The 19,405-nt window shown below is 64.1% G+C and carries 14 protein-coding genes and 1 riboswitch; of the genes, 12 read left to right on the forward strand and 2 right to left on the reverse strand.

Features of this window, described 5'->3' with window-relative positions; translation table 11 throughout:
• Positions 1-9: 9 nt before the first annotated feature.
• Positions 10-777, forward strand: a complete 768-nt coding sequence (locus tag HMI59_RS10005) for an SDR family oxidoreductase (RefSeq protein ID WP_021470694.1) — start codon at positions 10-12, stop codon at positions 775-777.
• Positions 778-792: 15 nt separating this feature from the next.
• Here the strand turns inward: HMI59_RS10005 and HMI59_RS10010 are convergent, their stop codons facing one another.
• On the reverse strand, positions 793-1,818 hold the full coding sequence (locus tag HMI59_RS10010; protein ID WP_193593544.1) for an endonuclease/exonuclease/phosphatase family protein: 1,026 nt from the start codon (positions 1,816-1,818) through the stop codon (positions 793-795).
• Between the two features lie 327 nt (positions 1,819-2,145).
• Between HMI59_RS10010 and ileS the strand changes: the two genes are divergently transcribed.
• From ileS to ndk, 4 genes are read left to right on the forward strand one after another with little or no spacing between them, the layout of a single operon-like run.
• A complete protein-coding gene (gene ileS, locus HMI59_RS10015; RefSeq protein ID WP_193593545.1) occupies positions 2,146-5,445 on the forward strand; it encodes an isoleucine--tRNA ligase in 3,300 nt (1,099 codons plus the stop codon).
• A 3-nt stretch (positions 5,446-5,448) separates the two neighbouring features.
• Complete coding sequence (locus tag HMI59_RS10020; RefSeq protein WP_166185391.1) at positions 5,449-6,810, forward strand: folylpolyglutamate synthase/dihydrofolate synthase family protein; 1,362 nt, start codon at positions 5,449-5,451, stop codon at positions 6,808-6,810.
• A gap of 2 nt (positions 6,811-6,812) precedes the next feature.
• Positions 6,813-7,265 (forward strand): DUF4233 domain-containing protein, encoded by a 453-nt coding sequence (locus HMI59_RS10025; protein WP_166185388.1) that lies wholly within the window; start codon positions 6,813-6,815, stop codon positions 7,263-7,265.
• A 41-nt stretch (positions 7,266-7,306) separates the two neighbouring features.
• The gene (gene ndk, locus HMI59_RS10030) at positions 7,307-7,723 is read left to right on the forward strand and encodes a nucleoside-diphosphate kinase (RefSeq protein ID WP_021470688.1); all 417 of its coding nucleotides are present in this window, start codon (positions 7,307-7,309) and stop codon (positions 7,721-7,723) included.
• A gap of 93 nt (positions 7,724-7,816) precedes the next feature.
• On the opposite strand, the gene HMI59_RS10035 is transcribed toward ndk, so the two are convergent.
• On the reverse strand, positions 7,817-8,488 hold the full coding sequence (locus HMI59_RS10035; RefSeq protein WP_021470687.1) for a vitamin K epoxide reductase family protein: 672 nt from the start codon (positions 8,486-8,488) through the stop codon (positions 7,817-7,819).
• Between the two features lie 476 nt (positions 8,489-8,964).
• On the opposite strand from HMI59_RS10035, the gene HMI59_RS10040 reads away from it, so the two are divergent.
• The 7 genes from HMI59_RS10040 (at position 8,965) to HMI59_RS10070 (ending at position 19,364) form a co-directional block, all read left to right on the forward strand.
• On the forward strand, positions 8,965-12,381 hold the full coding sequence (locus HMI59_RS10040) for a ribonuclease E/G (RefSeq protein WP_193593546.1): 3,417 nt from the start codon (positions 8,965-8,967) through the stop codon (positions 12,379-12,381).
• Between the two features lie 150 nt (positions 12,382-12,531).
• Positions 12,532-12,630: riboswitch (TPP riboswitch) on the forward strand.
• Positions 12,621-14,141: a bifunctional hydroxymethylpyrimidine kinase/phosphomethylpyrimidine kinase gene (gene thiD / locus HMI59_RS10045; RefSeq protein WP_193593547.1), complete on the forward strand. Its 1,521-nt coding sequence runs from the start codon at positions 12,621-12,623 to the stop codon at positions 14,139-14,141. (Overlaps the previous riboswitch by 10 nt.)
• A 343-nt stretch (positions 14,142-14,484) precedes the next feature.
• Entirely contained in the window at positions 14,485-14,793 is a 309-nt protein-coding gene (rplU, locus tag HMI59_RS10050) for a 50S ribosomal protein L21 (RefSeq protein ID WP_021470684.1), read from the forward strand.
• A gap of 58 nt (positions 14,794-14,851) precedes the next feature.
• A complete protein-coding gene (gene rpmA, locus HMI59_RS10055) occupies positions 14,852-15,115 on the forward strand; it encodes a 50S ribosomal protein L27 (protein ID WP_021470683.1) in 264 nt (87 codons plus the stop codon).
• A gap of 133 nt (positions 15,116-15,248) precedes the next feature.
• Entirely contained in the window at positions 15,249-16,835 is a 1,587-nt protein-coding gene (gene obgE, locus HMI59_RS10060; protein WP_021470682.1) for a GTPase ObgE, read from the forward strand.
• Entirely contained in the window at positions 16,825-18,003 is a 1,179-nt protein-coding gene (proB, locus tag HMI59_RS10065; RefSeq protein ID WP_166185378.1) for a glutamate 5-kinase, read from the forward strand. The genes obgE and proB overlap by 11 nt, the downstream gene beginning before the upstream one ends.
• On the forward strand, positions 18,000-19,364 hold the full coding sequence (locus HMI59_RS10070) for a glutamate-5-semialdehyde dehydrogenase (RefSeq protein ID WP_193593548.1): 1,365 nt from the start codon (positions 18,000-18,002) through the stop codon (positions 19,362-19,364). The genes proB and HMI59_RS10070 overlap by 4 nt, the downstream gene beginning before the upstream one ends.
• The last annotated feature ends 41 nt before the right edge of the window (positions 19,365-19,405 follow it).

Here is a 19,405-nt window from a genome sequence, read left to right on the forward strand (position 1 = left end):
GGTGGTCCCATGACTTCGGCAGCACAGACGCAGAACAAAACCGCAGTAGTAACGGGCGCCAGCACGGGCATCGGGGAGGCCACGGTGCGGACCCTCGCCGCCGATGGCTGGAAGGTCTTCGCCGTGGCCCGCCGCGCCGAACGCCTCGAGGCGCTGGCCGCCGAAACAGGGGCAGTGCCGTTCGCTGCCGATGTCACCAGTGACGACGACGTCGCGGCCCTCCTTGCCGCCGTGGCTGACACCGGGGGAGCAGGCACGCTCATCAACATCGCCGGGGGCGCCCGCGGGGCCGACACCATTGCCAACGCCAGCACAGAGGACTGGGAATGGATGTACCAGGTCAACGTGCTGGGAACCATGAAGATCACCAGGGCCTTTCTGCCCATGCTCCGGGCCACGGGCGAGGGCACTGTCCTCAACCTGACGTCCACCGCGGGGCTTTCGGCCTACGAAGGCGGCGCCGGCTACAACGCAGCCAAGTTCGCCCAACACGCCATGACCAATGCTTTGCGGCTTGAAGAAGTGGCGAACAACGTCCGGGTCATCGAAGTAGCGCCCGGCCTGGTCCAGACCGAGGAATTCGCCTTGAACCGCCTGGGGGACAAGGACGCGGCGGCCAAGGTCTACGCCGGAGTGGAGAAGCCGTTGACGGCGGCGGACGTAGCGGACGTCGTGAAGTACGCGGTATCCCTGCCCCACCACATCAACCTTGACCACATCACTGTCCGCCCCGTGGCCCAGGCCGCCAACCACAAGCTCATCCGTAAAGAGAACTAGCTGAGCCGGGCTGCGTTACCGGGCAGGGACCTGCAGCGTAGCCACAAGGGCAGCGTGATCCGTCCCCTCAACCCTGTGCACTGCGTAGCCGGTGCTGCTGATCTGTGGAGTAGTGACCACGTGGTCCAGGACAATGCCGGGCAGGGCCGGGCCTTCCATGGGCCACGTGGGGGAAAGACGGCCCCACGACACCACACCCGCATCCACCAAGGTTGACCCGTCACGTCCGGAAGCCAGGAAGTCGCGGAATTCCCGGTGATCGTACGTGGCGTTGAAGTCACCCATGAAAACCTGCCGGCCCGCAGCTCCGGCTTGCCAGGCAGCCGACTCGAGGTCGCTTCGCCACTGTGCCAGCCGTTCGTCCACAGGCGGCAGGGTATGGACACTGGTGAGGGTGAAAGCCGCGCTGAGTCCGTCCAGGCGCGCGTCTACCCTCACCACTGGCATGTGGAAGGGTGAGTCCGGCAAGCGGCCGGCGTACTCAAGGGGAAACACCGAGTACACGGCGTTTCCGGCGGCGTCGTCGGTTGGATCGCTGACCAAGTGCGGCAAAGTCTTGGGCAGCCCGGCCTGCTCAAGCCGGTCCTGCAAGGCTTGCGAGAACTCCTGCACTGCCAGCACCTGGACGGATTTCTCCCGGACCAGGCGAACCACCTCATCCGCATCAGCCTGGCCGAATTCCGAGTTGAGCGTCATGACCGTCACCGGAACCGCCTGCCGTCCCTCCGGAAGGGGTTCCGGACGGCCGTAGTCCAACGGAAACAGCCAGAACAAGTGAACCGCCAGCACAACTGCCGCCGTGAGCACCGCCCAAGCCCGCCGGCCGGCCACAGCAAGCATCAGCGCCAGCCCCGCCGGCACCACAAGCCACGGCGTGAACGCCACCAACTGAACAACCAGCAAAGGCCACTCTGCCGGGACAGCACGGAAAACCGACAGAACCACCACTGGCAACACCAACAGCAGCGCCAATACCGTCCAAACACGCGGCGCCCCCGGCCGCCGGGAACGGACAACCGGCAGGGCAGCAGCTTCAGTCATGCGGTCGAGTCTATGCAGCAACTCCGGCAAACACGGCCCTCCCAAGGGATGAACCTTCAAGTGGAGCACGGGGCTTCGCTGCCGCTAGACTAATGGAATCAGCTTTGACCCGGCCATCACCGGTGAGCTTCCGGAAGAACGGCACTGCAAGCCCACAGCAAACAGTGCCCAGTAGAACCGGACGGGTAAGCCCGTCACAGCAGTAATGAGCGGCCGGGAATCATTTCCGGTAAGTGAGGTGGTACCGCGGTACCTGCGCTGTCGAAAAAGCAGCATGGGAGCCGTCCTCGCATCCTGACAGTCAACCAGCTATCACCAGGATATGAGATGACCCACTACCCCAAGGCCTCAGCATCGCCTTCCGGCACGCAAGGCGTGTCCGCCTCCGTGAAATTCCCGGAAATCGAAGAGCGCATCCTCAAATACTGGGACCAGGACGGCACCTTCCAGGCAAGCATCGACCAACGCGAAGCCGACCTTCCCGGCGGGACAGCCGGCAGCAACGAATTCGTCTTCTACGACGGCCCGCCCTTCGCCAACGGCCTGCCCCACTACGGCCACCTCCTCACCGGCTACGCCAAGGACCTCGTAGGCCGCTACCAGACCCAGCGCGGAAAGCGCGTCGAACGCCGCTTCGGCTGGGACACCCACGGACTCCCCGCCGAGCTCGAAGCCATGAAGCAACTGGGCATGACGGACAAGACCCAGATCGAAGCCATGGGCATCGACAAATTCAACGACGCCTGCCGGGCATCCGTGATGAAGTACGCCAACGAATGGAAGGCCTACGTCACCCGCCAGGCCCGCTGGGTGGACTTCGACAACGATTACAAGACGCTCAACGTCGAATACATGGAGTCCGTGCTCTGGGCCTTCAAGCAACTCCACGAAAAAGGCCTGACCTACAACGGCTATCGCGTCCTCCCGTACTGCTGGAAAGACGAAACCCCGCTCTCCAACCATGAGCTGCGCATGGACGACGACGTCTACAAGAACCGCCAGGACCAGACCGTCACGGTCACGTTCCCCATCAAGGCGGGGGAGTCCGAGGTCTCGCAGGCGCTCGCAGGTGTCCAGGCGCTCGCCTGGACCACCACGCCCTGGACGCTTCCCACCAATCTGGCGCTCGCCGTCGGACCCGACATCTCCTACGCAGTCCTGCCTGCCGGCCCGAACGGCATCAAGGCCGCTGCTGCCGAAGCGCCGGTCACGGGTAGCTTCCTGCTGGCAGCTGACCTTGTGGCGTCCTACGCCAAGGATTTGGGGTACGACGACGCTGCTGCCGCGACTGCCGCCGTCACCGCTACGTACAAAGGCTCCCAGTTGGAGGGCCTCGAGTACGAGCCGTTGTGGAACGACTTCGCCGACGCCGAAAAGTACGGTACGCAGAACGCCTGGCGCATCCTCGTTGCTGAGTACGTCACCACGACGGACGGTACAGGCATCGTCCACCAGGCTCCGGCCTACGGCGAGGATGACCAGAAGGTGTGTGAAGAGGCCGGCATCCCGGTTGTCCTCTCCGTTGACGAGGGCGCCAAGTTCCTGCCCTTGTTCGCCCACGGAGAGCTCGCGGACATCGTTGGCCTGCAGGTCTTCGAAGCCAACAAGCCCATCACCCAGGTTCTGCGCGCCGATGGCCGCCTGGTCCGCCAAGCGAGCTACGAGCACAGCTACCCGCACTGCTGGCGCTGCCGGAACCCGCTGATCTACCGCGCCGTTTCTTCCTGGTACGTGGAAGTCACCAAGTTCAAGGACCGCATGTCCGAACTGAACCAGGACATCAACTGGATCCCGGGCAACGTCAAGGACGGCCAGTTCGGCAAGTGGCTCGAGAACGCCCGCGACTGGTCCATCAGCCGCAACCGCTACTGGGGTTCGCCCATCCCCGTGTGGCAGTCGGACGACCCCGAGTACCCCCGCACGGACGTGTACGGCTCGCTGGCTGAACTGGAGGCCGACTTCGGCCGCCTTCCCGTCAACAACGAAGGCCAGGTGGACCTCCACCGGCCGTTCATCGATGAACTGACCCGCCCCAACCCGGACGATCCCACGGGCAAGTCCACCATGCGCCGCGTGGAAGACGTGCTGGACGTGTGGTTCGATTCCGGTTCCATGCCCTACGGCCAGGTGCACTACCCGTTCCAGAACGAGGAGTGGTTCAACACCCACAACCCCGCTGACTTCATCGTGGAGTACATCGGCCAGACCCGTGGCTGGTTCTACATGCTCCACATCCTGTCCACGGCGTTGTTCGACCGCCCGGCCTTCCGCAACGTCATCAGCCACGGCATCGTGTTGGGCTCGGACGGACAGAAGATGTCCAAGAGCCTGCGCAACTACCCTGACGTTTCCGAGGTCCTGGACCGCGACGGCTCCGATGCCATGCGTTGGTTCCTCATGTCCAGCCCCATCCTTCGCGGCGGAAACCTGATCGTCACCGAGCAGGGCATCCGCGACGGCGTCCGCCAGGTCATCCTGCCGCTGTGGAATGTGTACAGCTTCTTCACGCTGTACACGAACGCTGCCAATGGCGGTTCGGGCTACGATGCCAAGCTGCGTTACGACGGATACTCCGACACCCTTGACCAATACCTCCTGGCCAACACCGGCGACCTCGTCCGCAACGTCACCGAAAGCCTGGACACCTACGACATCTCCGGTGCTTGCGATGAGCTGCGCAGCTACCTGGACATGCTCACCAACTGGTACGTCCGGCGCAGCCGCCAGCGTTTCTTCGACGAGAACGTTGACGCGTTCGATACCCTCTACACTGCCCTGGAAGCGGTGTGCCGGGTGGCAGCCTCGCTGCTCCCGCTGGTCACCGAGGAGATCTGGCGCGGCCTCACCGGCGGCCGTTCCGTGCACCTGGCCGACTGGCCCGATGCTGCACTGTTCCCGGCAAACCCGGAGCTCGTGGAGGCCATGGACCGCGTGCAGCAAATCTGCTCCACCGGGTCCAGCCTGCGTAAGGCAGCGAACCTGCGCGTCCGCTTGCCGCTCCAGGAACTGACGGTCGTGGCACCCGGTGCTGACGCGCTGGAAGGCTTCGCCGCCGTCGTCGCCGATGAACTCAACCTTCGCTCCGTGCGCTTGCTGGACACCGCTGCGGCTTCGCCCGAAGAGTTCGGCATCCAGCAGAAGCTGGTGGTCAACGCCCGTGCGGCCGGTCCGCGCCTGGGCAAAAACGTCCAGCAGGCCATCAAGGGCTCCAAGTCGGGCGATTGGTCGGTCAACGATGCCGGCGTGGTGGTGGCAGGCGGACTCGAGCTGGAGCCCCAGGAGTACACGCTCGAAACCGTCGTGGCTGAAACGCCCGACGGCGGAGCTGCCGCAGCTGCCGTTCTACCGAGCGGCGGTTTCGTGGTGCTCAACACCGAGGTCACACCCGAGCTTGCCGCCGAAGGCCTGGCACGTGACATGGTCCGTGCCATTCAGCAGGCGCGCAAGGACGCCGGATTGAACGTGAGCGACCGCATCAAGACCACGGTGGAGGCGCAGCAGGATGTGGTTGACGCGCTGCAGGCCAATGCCGGGCTCGTCAAGACTGAAACCTTGACCCTGGAGCTTGAGGTGCTGGTGTCCGGCGCCGACGAGCCGCGGGTCACAGTAACCAAGGCAGGGGCCTGATCCATGACTGACGAATTCTCGGTCGAAAGCGTCTATGCGGAACTGCTCGGCCGCGCACCGGAGAACAAGATGGAACCCCGCCTTGCTCCGCTGTTCCGTGCCATGGAGGTCCTGGGCGAGCCGAACAAGGCCTTTCCGATCATCCACATCACGGGAACCAACGGCAAGACCTCTACTGCCCGGATGATCGAGGCGGGACTGCGCGCCCACGGGCTCAGCACCGGCCGATACACCAGCCCGCACCTTTCCAAGGTGACCGAACGCATCAGCATCAATGGCGAACCCGTCTCCGACGAGACCTTCGTCAGGATTTGGGACGAGATCCGGCCCTACCTGGAGATCGTGGACAACGAACTCGTCGCCGAGGGCCAGCCGCGCCTGACCTATTTCGAGTGTGTCACCATCCTGGGCTTCGCGATCTTTGCCGATGAGCCGGTGGATGTTGCGGTCTTCGAAGTGGGCCTTGGCGGCATCACCGATGCCACCAACGTCGGCGACGGCCAAGTATCCGTGATCACGCCCATATCCCTGGACCACACGGACCTCCTCGGCGATACCACGGAGGACATCGCCTACGAGAAAGCCGGAATCATCAAGCCCGGCGGCTTCCTGGTCAGTGCCGCACAACCCGTGGATGCCGCCCAAGTGCTCCTGGATAAGGCCCGTGAAGTGGACGTTCCGTTCCGTTTCGAGGGCGTCGAATTCGGCGTGGAATCCCGCAGCGTGGCCGTTGGCGGGCAGGTGCTGACAATTCAGGGACTGGCTGGACGGTATGAGGAGCTGCTGCTTCCCCTGCACGGTGCCCACCAGGCGGAGAACGCCGCGGTTGCGGTTGCCGCGCTGGAGGCCTTCTTCGGCGGGGGAGAGAAGGAGCTGAACGCAGATGTCCTCCGCGAAGCGTTCGGCAACGTCACCTCCCCGGGCCGCCTGGAGGTAGTGCGGACCGCGCCGACGATCGTGGTGGACGCTGCCCACAACCCCGATGGCATCAAGGTCTCTGCCGAGGCCATCCATGAGGCCTTCAGTTTCAGCAAGCTCGTGGTGGTGGTCGGCATCCTCCAGGAGAAGGACGCCGAGGAAATCCTCAAGACGCTCCAGGAACAATTGGGCGGCCTGGCTGAGGAGTTCTGCTTTACGCAGTCCAACTCTCCCCGGGCGATTCCCGCGGCGGAACTGGCGGACATCGCCGTCGACCTCGGTTTTGGCGAGGAGAACGTCCACATTGCGGAGAAGCTCGACGACGCCCTCGAATGGGCGGTGGAGCGTTCGGAATCCAATGACGACCTTGCCGGGGGAGTCCTCGTGACAGGCTCCATCACCTTGGTTGCCGAGGCCCGTATCCTCCTCGGAAAGGCCGGTGCCTGACCATGGTCAAGCTGACCAAGGCGCAACGCGAGTGGCGTCCCGGCATGCCCAAGAAGCGTCGTTCCACCAAAGTGATGTTCGGTTCCACCGTGCTGTTGCTGGAGGCCTTCGTCGCCTTCTTCGGCACGCTGGTGGTCTTCGGGCTGAAGCGGGGAGAGGTTCCTCCCGCGATCATCCTCAGCGTTGGCATCGCCCTGAGCATCGTGCTGGTCCTCACCTGCGCAGTGCTCTCCAAACCGTGGGGCATCGGGCTGGGCTGGGGACTGCAGATAGTCCTCATCCTTACGGGCCTGGCCGAACCGACGATGTTCATTGTGGGCATCCTCTTCGCCATCTGCTGGTGGTACGGCATCCGGACGGGTATCCGGATTGACCGGGAGGTTGCCCAGCGCGACCGTGAACAGGCCGAGTGGGATGCTGCGCACCGTGACGAGCCCGGCGCCCCAACCCCGTAAACTGGCAGGGAAACCCACCAAGAAACCACATTGGAGCAACTGTGAGCATTGAACGGACCCTCGTCCTGGTCAAGCCCGACGGCGTCGCCCGCAACCTGAGCGGAACCATCCTCGCCCGGATCGAGGCCAAGGGATACACCTTGGCGGAGCTGAAGAAGGTCAACGCGACCCGGGAGCTCCTGGAGCAGCACTACGAGGAGCACGTCGGCAAGCCGTTCTACGAGCCGCTGGTTGAGTTCATGCTGAGCGGGCCGGTTGTGGCAGCTGTCTTCGAAGGCCACCGCGTTATTGAAGGCTTCCGCTCGCTGGCGGGAACCACGGACCCGACGACGGCGGCGCCCGGAACCATCCGCGGCGACTTCGGCCGTGACTGGGGACTGGCTGTCCAGCAGAACCTGGTCCACGGCTCCGACTCGGTGGAGTCCGCCGAGCGCGAGATCAAGATCTGGTTCGAGTAAAACCTGGCGCACCTTCAGCGAAATGACAGTTAAGGCCAATGTTCATCACGAACATTGGCCTTAACTGTCATCTCGCGGTGTTTGAGAAAGTGCTTAGTAGCCGGACGTTCCGGCGAAAACATGGAGGAACGCGAAGAAGATCGTCGCAATGACTGCCACATAAAGCAGTGCCACGATGATCCACCCCGAATCGCCCAGCACCTTGGTCAGCCTGGCAGGCGCCTTAATGACCCCGTGGCTGATGTTGCGGATGGTGACCCACACAAACATGGGAATCATGGCTGCCCAGACCACCATGCAGAACGGGCACAGGACGTTGATCGCGTACAAAGCCTGCGACCACAACCAGACCACGAACGCGAAACCGAGCGTCACTCCAGCCTGCAGGCCCAGCCAGTAACCCCGGGAAAACCTGGCACCGGCAAGGATTCCCATGGCCGTGGTGATGATCACGGCGAAGGCGACGATGCCAATGAACATGTTCGGGAATCCGAAGAGGGAACTTTGCCACGTCTTCATCACTGTTCCGCAGGAGACCCATGGATTTACGTCGCATGCAGTGACGTGGTTGGGGTCCTGGAGCACCTGGAGCTTTTCCAGCACCAACGCCCCCGAGGCCAGCCAACCGACGACGCCTGTCACCAGGAGCAGCCAGGCAAACGGCTTGTCCCTTACGGCTGCGGGCAGCGTATCCCTGTGCGGTGCGGGTCCGGCAGCAGGGGGCGGGGCGTGGTGGTCCAGGTTTCCCCTGGCAGTGCTTGGCATCGCGGATGCATCCTCTTCCAACGGGTGGCCCCGGTCTGGCCGGGATGGGTTCTTTGGAGGATTCTAACGCCGCATGCTGAACCCTGCGCCCAGCTTTCCCTTCCACAACCGGTAGGCGACACGGTTCCTACCCCGTGAATGTGCGGGGGTGTGAGAGAATGGACATGGCCGGAAGCCGATCCACATTCGTCATCCGGTCCGGTGACTTGTTCCCAAGACCGCCAGCATGAGCAGGGCCTGCACGGATCGACTGATCCGCTACAGGCCCGCCATGACAATGGACGGCACCTGGTTGTGGCAGCTGAACAACGGGTTTTAGAACCAAGGCACTGGCCTTCCAGGGCTGCCGCACCCCAAGGATGGTGCGAACCGGAAGGCATACTACTGACTTCTGTCAACGCCTGCGGGTTTTGACAATATTTGCCCCATTGGGTGCCGGATGTGGCGGCGCTTCCGGGGCAGGAGTGTTGCCACATATGGATAATGACCAGGTTGTAGCCGTAAATGATGGGGCGGAACCCGCGGAAGCAGCGGAGGCGCCCAAGAAAACCACCCGCGCCAGGACCGCCCGCGCGCCCCGCAAGACTGCCGCCAAGGCAGCTGCCGACAGTGCGGCAGAGCCGGTGCCCGCCGAAGAAGCTGCCGATGCCGCTGCGGCTGTCCAGGCCCCCGATGCCGCTGCCGGCGCACCGGCTCCTGAAGAACCAGCTGTGCAGGCTCCGGCACGTCGAAGCCGTGCCCGCAAGAAGGTTGAGCCTGCTGAGCCCCTTCCCGGCTTCGATGGGACCCCTGCGCCGGATGCGCAGGTAGAGACCACAGAACCGGCAGTGGCCACAGAATCGGCAGAAACCACAGAACCGGCAGTGGCAACAGAACCGGCAGAGTCTGCCGCTGAGGCCGCAGACGCAGCAGCAACCGCCGCTGAGCCCGCAGAAGCGCAAGCCGAGGCTGCACCGGAAAAGCCGGTCCGCCGTCGTCGTACTGCAAAAGCAAAGGTTGAAGCTCCGCAGGCCGATAGCGCCGAAGCCGAAGCCACAGCCGGTGCCGCGGATGCAGAGCCCATCGCAGAAACCAGTCAGGAAGTTCCGGCCGAAGCAGCGGAGGAGCAGGCTGAAACGGACGCTGCCGGTTCGTCCTCCTTGTTCCTTGAGCCGGTCTCCATCACCTCCATGATCTTCCAGGCGCCCGACCTCAGCGCTGTTGTCCGCCCGGCCGAAGAAAAAGACGCCGAGACCGACGATGAGACTGAGGCCAGTGGTGAAGCTGAGTCGGAGGATGCCGGCAGCCGTCGCCGTCGCCGCAGCCGGGGACGCCGCGGACGCCGCGGCAACGAACGCGATGACAACGATGCCGAAGGCAGCAGCGAAACCGAAGACGACGAAGCTCCCGCTGCGGAGGCGTTGGAAGAGGGCGTCACTTCGCGTCGTCGCCGTCGGCGGCGTCGGGGGGACCAGGACCTTGAACTGACCGGCGGATCGGATGACGATCCGCCCAACACGGTCACCCGGGTACGGGCGCCCCGCCCCATCACCGAGACCGCTGCCTCCAACCGGGTGGCGAGCGTCAAGGGTTCAACCAGGCTCGAAGCCAAGAAGCAGCGACGCCGCGAATCGCGCGAAACCGGTCGCCGCCGCCAGGTCATCACCGAGGCCGAGTTCCTGGCGCGTCGTGAGTCCGTCGACCGCCAGATGATCGTCCGCCAGCGCGATGACAGAATCCAGATCGGCGTCCTGGAAGACGGCGTGCTGGCTGAACACTTTGTTTCCAAGACCCAGCAGGACTCCCTCATCGGAAACGTCTACCTGGGCAAAGTACAGAACGTCCTGCCGTCCATGGAGGCAGCGTTCGTCGACATTGGACGCGGCCGCAATGCGGTGCTCTATGCCGGCGAGGTGAACTGGGACGCGGTGAACCTTGAGGGCCAACCGCGCCGGATCGAGAACGCGCTCAAGTCCGGAGACTCGGTCCTGGTGCAGGTCACCAAGGACCCCGTGGGTCACAAGGGTGCGCGCCTGACCAGCCAGATCTCCCTGCCGGGCCGCTACCTCGTCTATGTTCCGGGCGGTTCCATGACCGGAATCTCCCGGAAACTGCCCGATGTGGAACGGAACCGCCTCAAGCGGATCCTCAAGGACCGTTTGCCGGAGAATGCCGGCGTGATTGTCCGCACGGCCGCCGAAGGCGCGTCGGAAGAGGAACTGACCCACGACATCAACCGCCTCCGGGCGCAGTGGGAAGGCATCGAGAGCCAGGCATCCTCAACCAAGGTCCTTGCCCCGGAACTGCTGTACGGCGAACCGGACCTCACCATCAAGGTGGTTCGGGACGTCTTCAACGAAGACTTCTCCAAGCTGATTGTTTCCGGCGACGAAGCCTGGGACACCATTGAGGCCTACGTTACGTACGTTGCACCTGACCTGGTGGGTCGCTTGGAAAAGTGGACCAAGGACCAGGACATCTTTGCTGCCTGGCGCATTGACGAACAAATCCACAAGGCTCTGGAACGCAAGGTCTTCCTGCCGTCCGGCGGCTCTTTGGTGATCGACCGTACCGAGGCCATGACTGTGGTGGACGTCAACACCGGCAAGTTCACCGGCAGCGGCGGCAACTTGGAAGAGACCGTCACCAAGAACAACCTGGAAGCGGCCGAAGAGGTAGTCCGTCAGCTCCGCCTCCGTGACATCGGCGGCATCATCGTCATCGACTTCATCGATATGGTCCTGGAGTCCAACAGGGACTTGGTGCTGCGCCGGCTGGTGGAGTGCCTTGGCCGCGACCGCACCAAGCACCAGGTGGCGGAGGTGACGTCCCTGGGCCTCGTCCAGATGACGCGCAAGCGCATGGGCACAGGCTTGCTGGAGGTCTTCGGTGAGCAATGCGAGCACTGTGCCGGCCGCGGCGTGGTGACGCACGACGAGCCCGTGGAGCACCGCCGCGCCAACGTGGTGGCTGCCGAGCAGCACCGGTCCCACACCGAAGCCCAGCAGCCGTCCCAGCGCAGTGAGCGTAAGCGTCGCCGCGGCAAGGGTGGCAACCAGGCACCGGAAGTTACGACGCCGGTCCAGCTGGCCGCTGCCCCGGCGGCACCCGCTCCGGCTGAGTCCGTGGACCCCGCCCAGAAAGCCAAGGCAGAGGCTACCCGGGCCGCATTGGCGACGATAGCCGCTGCTGCGCACGCTGCACACCTGCATGATGACGAGGTGCACCGCGCCGAGGAAGCAGCCCGCGCCGCCGGCAAGGCGGAAGCAGGCCAGCCGGGTCCCGCCCAGGCGGACCCTGCCCGGAAGACTCCTGCGCAGTCGGCTCCTGCCCACGGGGAGGCCGCCCAGGCCCCTGCGCAGGGCGGGCAGACTCAGGGCTCCACCCCGGCAGAAACTGCGGCCAGGGAGGGCCGTCCGGCTCCGGTACTGCGCTTCGGCGGAGAGGAAGTGGCTCTGCCCTTCGTGGAGCATCACGACGAACCTGCCAAGAAGCCTGCCATGAGCCTGGATCTGCTGGCTGAGGCCTTCTCGCACTTGGGTGGCACACCTGAGGTTGTCCCCGGGTCTGAGGTTGCCGGGTCTGGGGTTGCCGGGTCCGGGAAGGACGCGCCCGGGAACGTTGAATCTGCTGACGCACCCGTGAGCGCCGACGTCTTGGCAGCCACGTCCGCTGGTACTGAACCCGTGGAGTCCCGGTCCGGCGCCCGTGGCCGGCGCGGCAGGCGGAACCGCAGTGCCAGCAGGGCCCAGGGCGCCGCCAACGAGACCAACGTTGAGCACCACGACGTTCGGGCCGCCACAGGTGGCGGGACCTCGCACGAAGCGAAGGCGCCGGTTGAGCCGGCAAAGAAGCCAACTGCAGCATCGGAGCCGATCATCCTTGGGGTGGGTGTTCCGGCTTCGGAGCTGTAAACAGGTACTGAAGACACAGGTGGAACGAAGGCCGCGCAGCGCATGCTGTGCGGCCTTCGTCGTGCAACGGGTCATCATCGCCCACTGGGGTCATATCCAGGCCGTTAGCCGCCGGGGTTCCCGGCGTGAGGGGCTTCCGGGCTAGGCTAGGACACTGACACGGGGTGCCGGGCATAGGGCCGGGCTGAGATCCAGACCCGTTGAACCTGTCCGGTTAGCACCGGCGAAGGGATGTCTCCATGACTTCAATGTCGTCTTCTGCTGTTTATCCGTTGCCAGCGGTCATCCGTACACATCCGAGGGTGTTGAGCATTGCTGGTTCGGACCCCTCCGGCGGGGCGGGTATCCAAGCGGACCTTAAAAGCATTGCTGCGCACGGCGGCTACGGTATGGCCGCCATCACCGCGTTGACGGCCCAGAACACGCGGGGCGTCAGCGGTGTGCATGTACCGCCGGTGGAATTCCTCCGCCAGCAGTTGGAAACCGTCAGCAGCGACGTCGCTATCGACTCCGTGAAGATCGGGATGCTCGGTGATGCCGCCGTCATCAACGAGGTCCGGACCTGGCTTGCCAAGGTACGTTCCGCCGTCGTGGTCCTGGACCCGGTGATGGTGGCCACCAGCGGTGACCGGCTGCTGCGGGAATCAGCCGAGGCAGCCTTGCGTGACCTTCTGCCGATGGCGGACCTCATCACACCCAACCTTCCGGAACTGGCCATGCTGCTGGGGGAGCCCGAAGCGCAGGACTGGCCTGCGGCGCTGGACCAGGGCAAACGGTTGGCCGGGGAGTGCGGCAATACTGTGCTGGTCAAGGGAGGCCACTTGCCGGGGGCGCATTGTCCGGATGCGCTCATCAACACCAGCGGTTTGCTGCGTCAGGACGTGATCGAAGTCGGGGGCCCGCGTGTTCAGACACGGAACAGCCACGGCACCGGCTGCTCGTTGTCCTCGGCCCTGGCCACTGTCCAAGCCAGAACAGGAGATTGGGAGGCGTCCCTGCGCGAAGTCAAGCCCTGGTTGCGCGAGGCGCTGATAAGGGCTGACGACCTTGAAGTGGGCCAGGGGAGCGGTCCGATCCACCATTTCCACCACCTCGGGGAAACATCCCGGCCCGGAGCCTTCGCTGCTCTCCTGTGGAAGGAAGCCGCCGTGGAGCTGGAAGCAATCCACGGGCTTGCCTTCATACGGGACTTGGGGTCCGGGGAGTTGCCGGAGTCCGAGTTCAGCTACTACTTGGCCCAGGACGCCCTTTACCTCAACGGGTATTCCAGGGTGCTTGCCCGGGCGGGTGCCCTCGCTCCGACGGAAGAAGAGCAGCTGTTCTGGGCCCGGGGTTCCCAACAGTGCCTTGACGTGGAATCCGAATTGCACCGGAACTGGCTGAGCGGCCGTGAAGCGACGACGCAGAGCGGCCCAGTCACCAAGGCCTATGTGGACCATCTGATGGCGTCATCTGCTTCGGGAAGCTACGGCGTCCTGCTTGCTGCGGTCCTGCCCTGCTACTGGCTGTATGCGGAAGTGGGGCAGCAACTGCACGCCAACTTCGTCCAGGCCGGTTCCCCGGAGAACCATCCCTACGCGGATTGGCTGAGGACCTATGCGGACGAGGATTTTGCGGAGGCGACGAGGAAGGCGATTGCTCTCACGGATGCCGCAGCAGCTGCGGCATCCGGCCGTGAGCGGGGTGCCATGAAGGAAGCCTTCGTCCAGTCCTGCCGCTACGAGACCGCGTTCTTTGATGCCCCAAGACTGTATTCGTAACACGGACGCCGCGCGTCGGACGGGAAATCAACGGCAAGGCCACGTAGAGGCTGTAAGCTGTATGGGCACGGTGCCGGGAACGTCCGTTCCTACTGGTGACAAGCGTCACGTGGTGGCTTCCGGACCCGGCCTCATTTGCAGCTGAAGGTCAAACTAGCGTAATCTTGATCTTCGGTGCTTACGCCAACACTTGGGTTATGCCCCTTGGAATTGTTCATGGGATGACTCGCGGGCTTCGATCTGAAGTCCACGGCGTTGAGGCACAGCGTGAACCAGGCCTGATTCCGGTTCGGGGTTCCGCACGCAAATTTAGTAAGAAACGTCGAGAGAAGTGAGTACCCAAGTGGTGTACGCGATTGTCCGCGCAGGCGGCCGCCAAGAAAAGGTTTCCGTTGGAGACTACGTAACTCTGAACCGCGTCCCCGGTGGAGCCGGCAGCACGCTTGAGCTGCCCGCCTTGCTCCTGGTTGACGGCGACAAGGTCACCTCCGCTGCTGCGGACCTGGCCAAGGTGAAGGTCACGGCTGAGATCCTGGAAGACCTCCGCGGTCCCAAGATTGTCATCCAGAAGTTCAAGAACAAGACCGGCTACAAGAAGCGCCAGGGTCACCGTCAGGAACTGACCAAGATCAAGATCACGAGCATCGCGTAACGTCCGTTACGTAGTTCAGATTTCAGTTTCCCCAGAAATTTAGAGGCAGGCATTTCACATGGCACACAAAAAAGGCGCGAGCTCCACTCGCAACGGTCGTGACTCCAACGCACAGCGCCTCGGCGTCAAGCGTTTCGGTGGCCAGGTAGTTTCCGCAGGCGAAATCATCGTTCGCCAGCGTGGCACCCACTTCCACCCCGGTGCAGGCGTCGGTCGCGGTGGCGACGACACCCTATTCGCCCTCGAAGCCGGTGCGGTTGAGTTCGGTACTCGCCGTGGCCGTCGCGTGGTGAACATCGTTGCTGCTGCTGCCGCAGAGTAACAACACTTTCTGAACCGGTGGAGCGGGCCAACAGGTCCGCTCCACTGTTCTTTTAACCGCATTACAATCGTTCAGGGCGCCAGGCGCACTGGGCAAGGCGTTCGCGCTGTTGACAGCAATAGAGGAGATTCACGTGGCGAGCTTTGTAGACCGGGTAGTCCTGCACGTATCCGGCGGTACCGGCGGCCATGGCTGTGTCTCCGTCAAGCGCGAGAAGTTCAAGCCGCTGGGCGGGCCCGACGGCGGCAACGGGGGCAATGGCGGCGACGTCATCCTCCGTGTCTCGAGCCAGACCACCACGCTCCTTGATTACCACCATGCCCCGCACCGCCACGCCACCAACGGCGGCCCTGGCATGGGTGATTGGCGTGACGGCAAGAACGGGGAAACACTGGTTCTTCCCGTTCCTGACGGCACGGTGGTCAAGACCAAGGACGGAAAGGTCCTGGCAGACCTGGTCGGAGAAGGAACCGAGTTCGTTGCAGCTGCCGGTGGCATCGGGGGACTGGGCAATGCAGCACTCTCCTCGCAAAAGCGCCGCGCTCCGGGGTTCGCCCTCCTGGGAATCGAGGGAGAATCCAGCGACATCGTCCTGGAGCTGAAGTCCATTGCCGACATCGCCCTGGTCGGTTTCCCTTCCGCCGGAAAATCAAGCCTGATTGCCGCGATGTCGGCAGCCCGGCCCAAGATTGCCGACTACCCCTTCACCACGTTGGTGCCTAACCTGGGCGTGGTCCAGGCCGGCGACGTGCGTTTCACCATCGCGGACGTGCCCGGGCTTATCGAAGGCGCCAGCGAGGGCCGCGGCCTCGGCCACAACTTCCTCCGCCACGTCGAGCGTTGCGCGGCGCTGGTGCACGTGCTGGACTGCGGAACGCTCGAATCGGACCGGGACCCGCTGTCCGACCTCGCCATCATTGAAGCGGAACTTGAGAAGTACGCCGTTGACATGAGCTACGCGGGAGTGGACGGGGAAGTGGTTCCCCTGAACGAACGCCCCAAGCTGGTGGTGCTCAACAAGGTGGACCTGCCGGACGGCAAGGACATGGCCGAATTCGTCAGGCCGGACCTCGAAGCCCGCGGCTACCGCGTGTTCGAAGTATCGGCCACCAGCCGCGAAGGCCTGCGCCCGCTCAGCTTCGCCATGGCCGAGATCGTCAAGGCTGCCCGTGACGCCGTCAAGGCTGCACCGCCCAAGGTTGCCCCGCAGGTCCTGCGGCCGCGCGCCGTCAACGAGGCCGGTTTCCGGATCCGCCGCGAAGAGAAGAACCTCGAGCCGCTCTTCCGTGTCCTGGGTGAAAAGCCCGTGCGCTGGGTCAAGCAGACTGATTTCACCAACGAGGAAGCTATCGGCTACCTCGCCGACCGCCTTGCCAAGCTGGGCGTGGAAACCGAACTCTTCAAGGTCGGGGCCAAGCCCGGAGACACCGTGGTGATCGGCGAAGACGACGGCGTCGTCTTCGACTGGGAACCCACCATGATGGCCGGTGCCGAACTCCTTGCCACTCCGCGCGGCACGGACATCCGCATCGCCGACATCGGCGATCGTCCCACCCGTGCCCAGAAGCGCGAGGAGCAGCTTGAGCGCCGCGAGGCCAAGGCTGCCGCGCGCGCCGAACTGGAAGCCGAGCGCAAGGCGGGCATCTGGACGGAATCCGCCAGCCGCCGTCGTGCCCAAACCGTCAAGGAAAGCAACCTGGACAACGGTGATGACGACTAGCACTTTCGAAGCACCGGAAGCAGGCCTCCACCAGCGCCGCGAGCTTGCCGAAGCCAAGCGCATCGTCGTCAAGGTGGGTTCCTCGTCGCTGACCAGCATCAAGGGCGGTATTTCCGAGAAGTCGCTGACGGCTTTGGTGAATGCCCTGGCAGTGAAGCGCAATGCCGGTGCCGAGATCATCCTGGTTTCCTCCGGTGCCATCGCGGCGGGGTTGGCGCCCCTGGGCCTGGCCAAGCGTCCCAAGGACCTGGCCACCCAGCAGGCAGCGGCCAGTGTTGGGCAGGGGCTGTTGATGGCGCGGTACACGCAGGCGTTCAACGCCCACGGAGTCACCGTCAGCCAAGTCCTTCTCACCGCAGACGACCTGATGCGCCGGACCCAGCACACCAATGCTTTCCGCGCCCTGAACAGGCTGCTGAACCTCGGAGTCGTTCCGGTGGTCAATGAGAACGACACCGTCGCAACGCACGAAATCCGCTTCGGTGACAACGACCGCCTTGCGGCCCTGGTGGCCCACTTGGTGCGCGCCGATGCCCTGGTGCTCCTTTCCGACGTCGACGCCGTCTATGACGGGCCGCCCGCCCACGGTGCGAAGCGCATTTCCTTGGTGCGCGGAGCGCAGGACCTGGAAGGCATCACCATCGGCAAGGCCGGCAAAGCCGGAGTGGGTACCGGCGGGATGATGACCAAGGTTGAGGCTGCCTCCATCGCCGCAAGCTCCGGAATCCATGCCTTGGTGACGTCCACCGCCAACGCCGCAGCCGCCCTCGCGGGCGAGGACGTTGGAACCTGGTTCGCTGTGAACGGCAACCGCAAGCCGGTCCGGCTTTTGTGGCTGGCCCACCTTGCCACTGTCCGGGGACGCCTGGTGCTCGACGACGGCGCAGTGAAGGCCGTGCGAGACAGGCACAGGTCACTCCTGCCCGCGGGCATTTCGAACATCACGGGCGAATTCGAAGCCGGCGACCCCGTGGAGATGGTGGGCCTGGACGGAACAGTCGTCGCCCGTGGCCTGGTCAACTATTCCTCCGAGGAGCTTCCCCGCATGCTCGGGCGCACCACGCAGGAGCTGGGCCAGGCCTTGGGCCGCGGCTATGACCGTGAAGTTGTTCATGTTGATGACTTGGTGCTCGTACGCGCGCCCCGCTCATCTAAACTTGGAGCATGACTGAAGCGCTGACCCCCGATGCCCTTGTGACTTCCGACGTTTCCGGTGCTTCCGGCCAGACGCCGGCAAGCCCCGTGGCAGGCGCTGTCCCGGTTACGCCCGAAGATGTCCAAAGCGCGGTCTACGCGATCGCCGACCGGTCCCGCAAGGCTGCCCGCCGCATGAGCCAAGCCAACCGGGCCTGGAAGGACCGCGCGCTCCGTGCCATCGGAGCATCCTTGCTGGAGCAGCAGAAGCAGGTCCTGGAGGCCAACGCCAAAGACGTGGCCGCAGGCAAGGCCAACGGCACCTCCGCTGCCCTCCTTGACAGGCTTACCCTGACGCCTGCCCGCATTGAGGGACTCGTTGCGGCTTTGGAGAACCTCGCAGGCCTCCCTGATCCCGTGGGCAACGTGGTCCGCGGCCAGACCCTGCCCAACGGTTTGCGCCTGCGCCAGGTGAACGTACCCATGGGGGTTGTGGCCGCAATCTACGAGGCCCGCCCGAACGTCACCGTGGACATTGCCGGACTGGCCCTCAAGAGCGGCAACGCCGTGATCCTCCGCGGTGGCTCGGCCGCTGCCCATACCAACGAGGCGCTTGTGCGCATCTTGCGTGAAGCCCTGGATTCCGTAGGGCTTCCGGCGGATGCTGTCCAAACCGTGGACCAGTTCGGCCGCGAAGGCGCCAACGTCCTGATGCGTGCCCGTGGCAAGGTGGATGTGCTCATCCCGCGCGGTGGGCGTGACCTCATCCAGACCGTGGTGACCAACTCTTCCGTGCCTGTCATTGAGACGGGTGAAGGGAACGTCCATATCTTCATCGACGAATCCGCCTCGGAAAAGATGGCGGTGGAAATCCTGCTGAACGCCAAGACCCAGCGGCCCAGCGTCTGCAACACGGTGGAAACGCTTTTGGTTCACTCGGGCGCCACTGTGCTCCCCGCCGTCGCAAAGGCGCTGCGGTCAGCCGGCGTCAGGCTTCACGTTGACGAACGCATTGCTGCTGCCTTGGGTCCCGACGTCGAAACGGTGCCTGCGGACGACGAGGACTGGGCTACCGAATACATGGATCTGGACCTGGCCGTTGCCATGGTGGACTCCCTGGACGAAGCGGTCAAGCACATCCGTACCTGGACTACGGGGCACACTGAGGCCATCCTCACCAATAACCTCGCCAATGCCGAGAAGTTCATTGCGGAAGTGGATTCTGCTGCAGTGATCGTCAACGCGTCCACGCGGTTCACCGACGGCGGGGAACTCGGCCTTGGTGCCGAGGTAGGCATTTCCACCCAGAAGCTGCACGCCCGCGGACCCATGGGCCTGACGGAACTGACCACCACCAAGTGGATCGTCCAAGGCGAGGGCCAGGTCCGCAGCTAGCAACGCTGTAACATAGAACAGAAGTCCGGAACGGCGGGAAC

This window comes from Paenarthrobacter sp. YJN-5 (assembly GCF_015040095.1).
GTDB lineage: Bacteria > Actinomycetota > Actinomycetes > Actinomycetales > Micrococcaceae > Arthrobacter > Arthrobacter ureafaciens.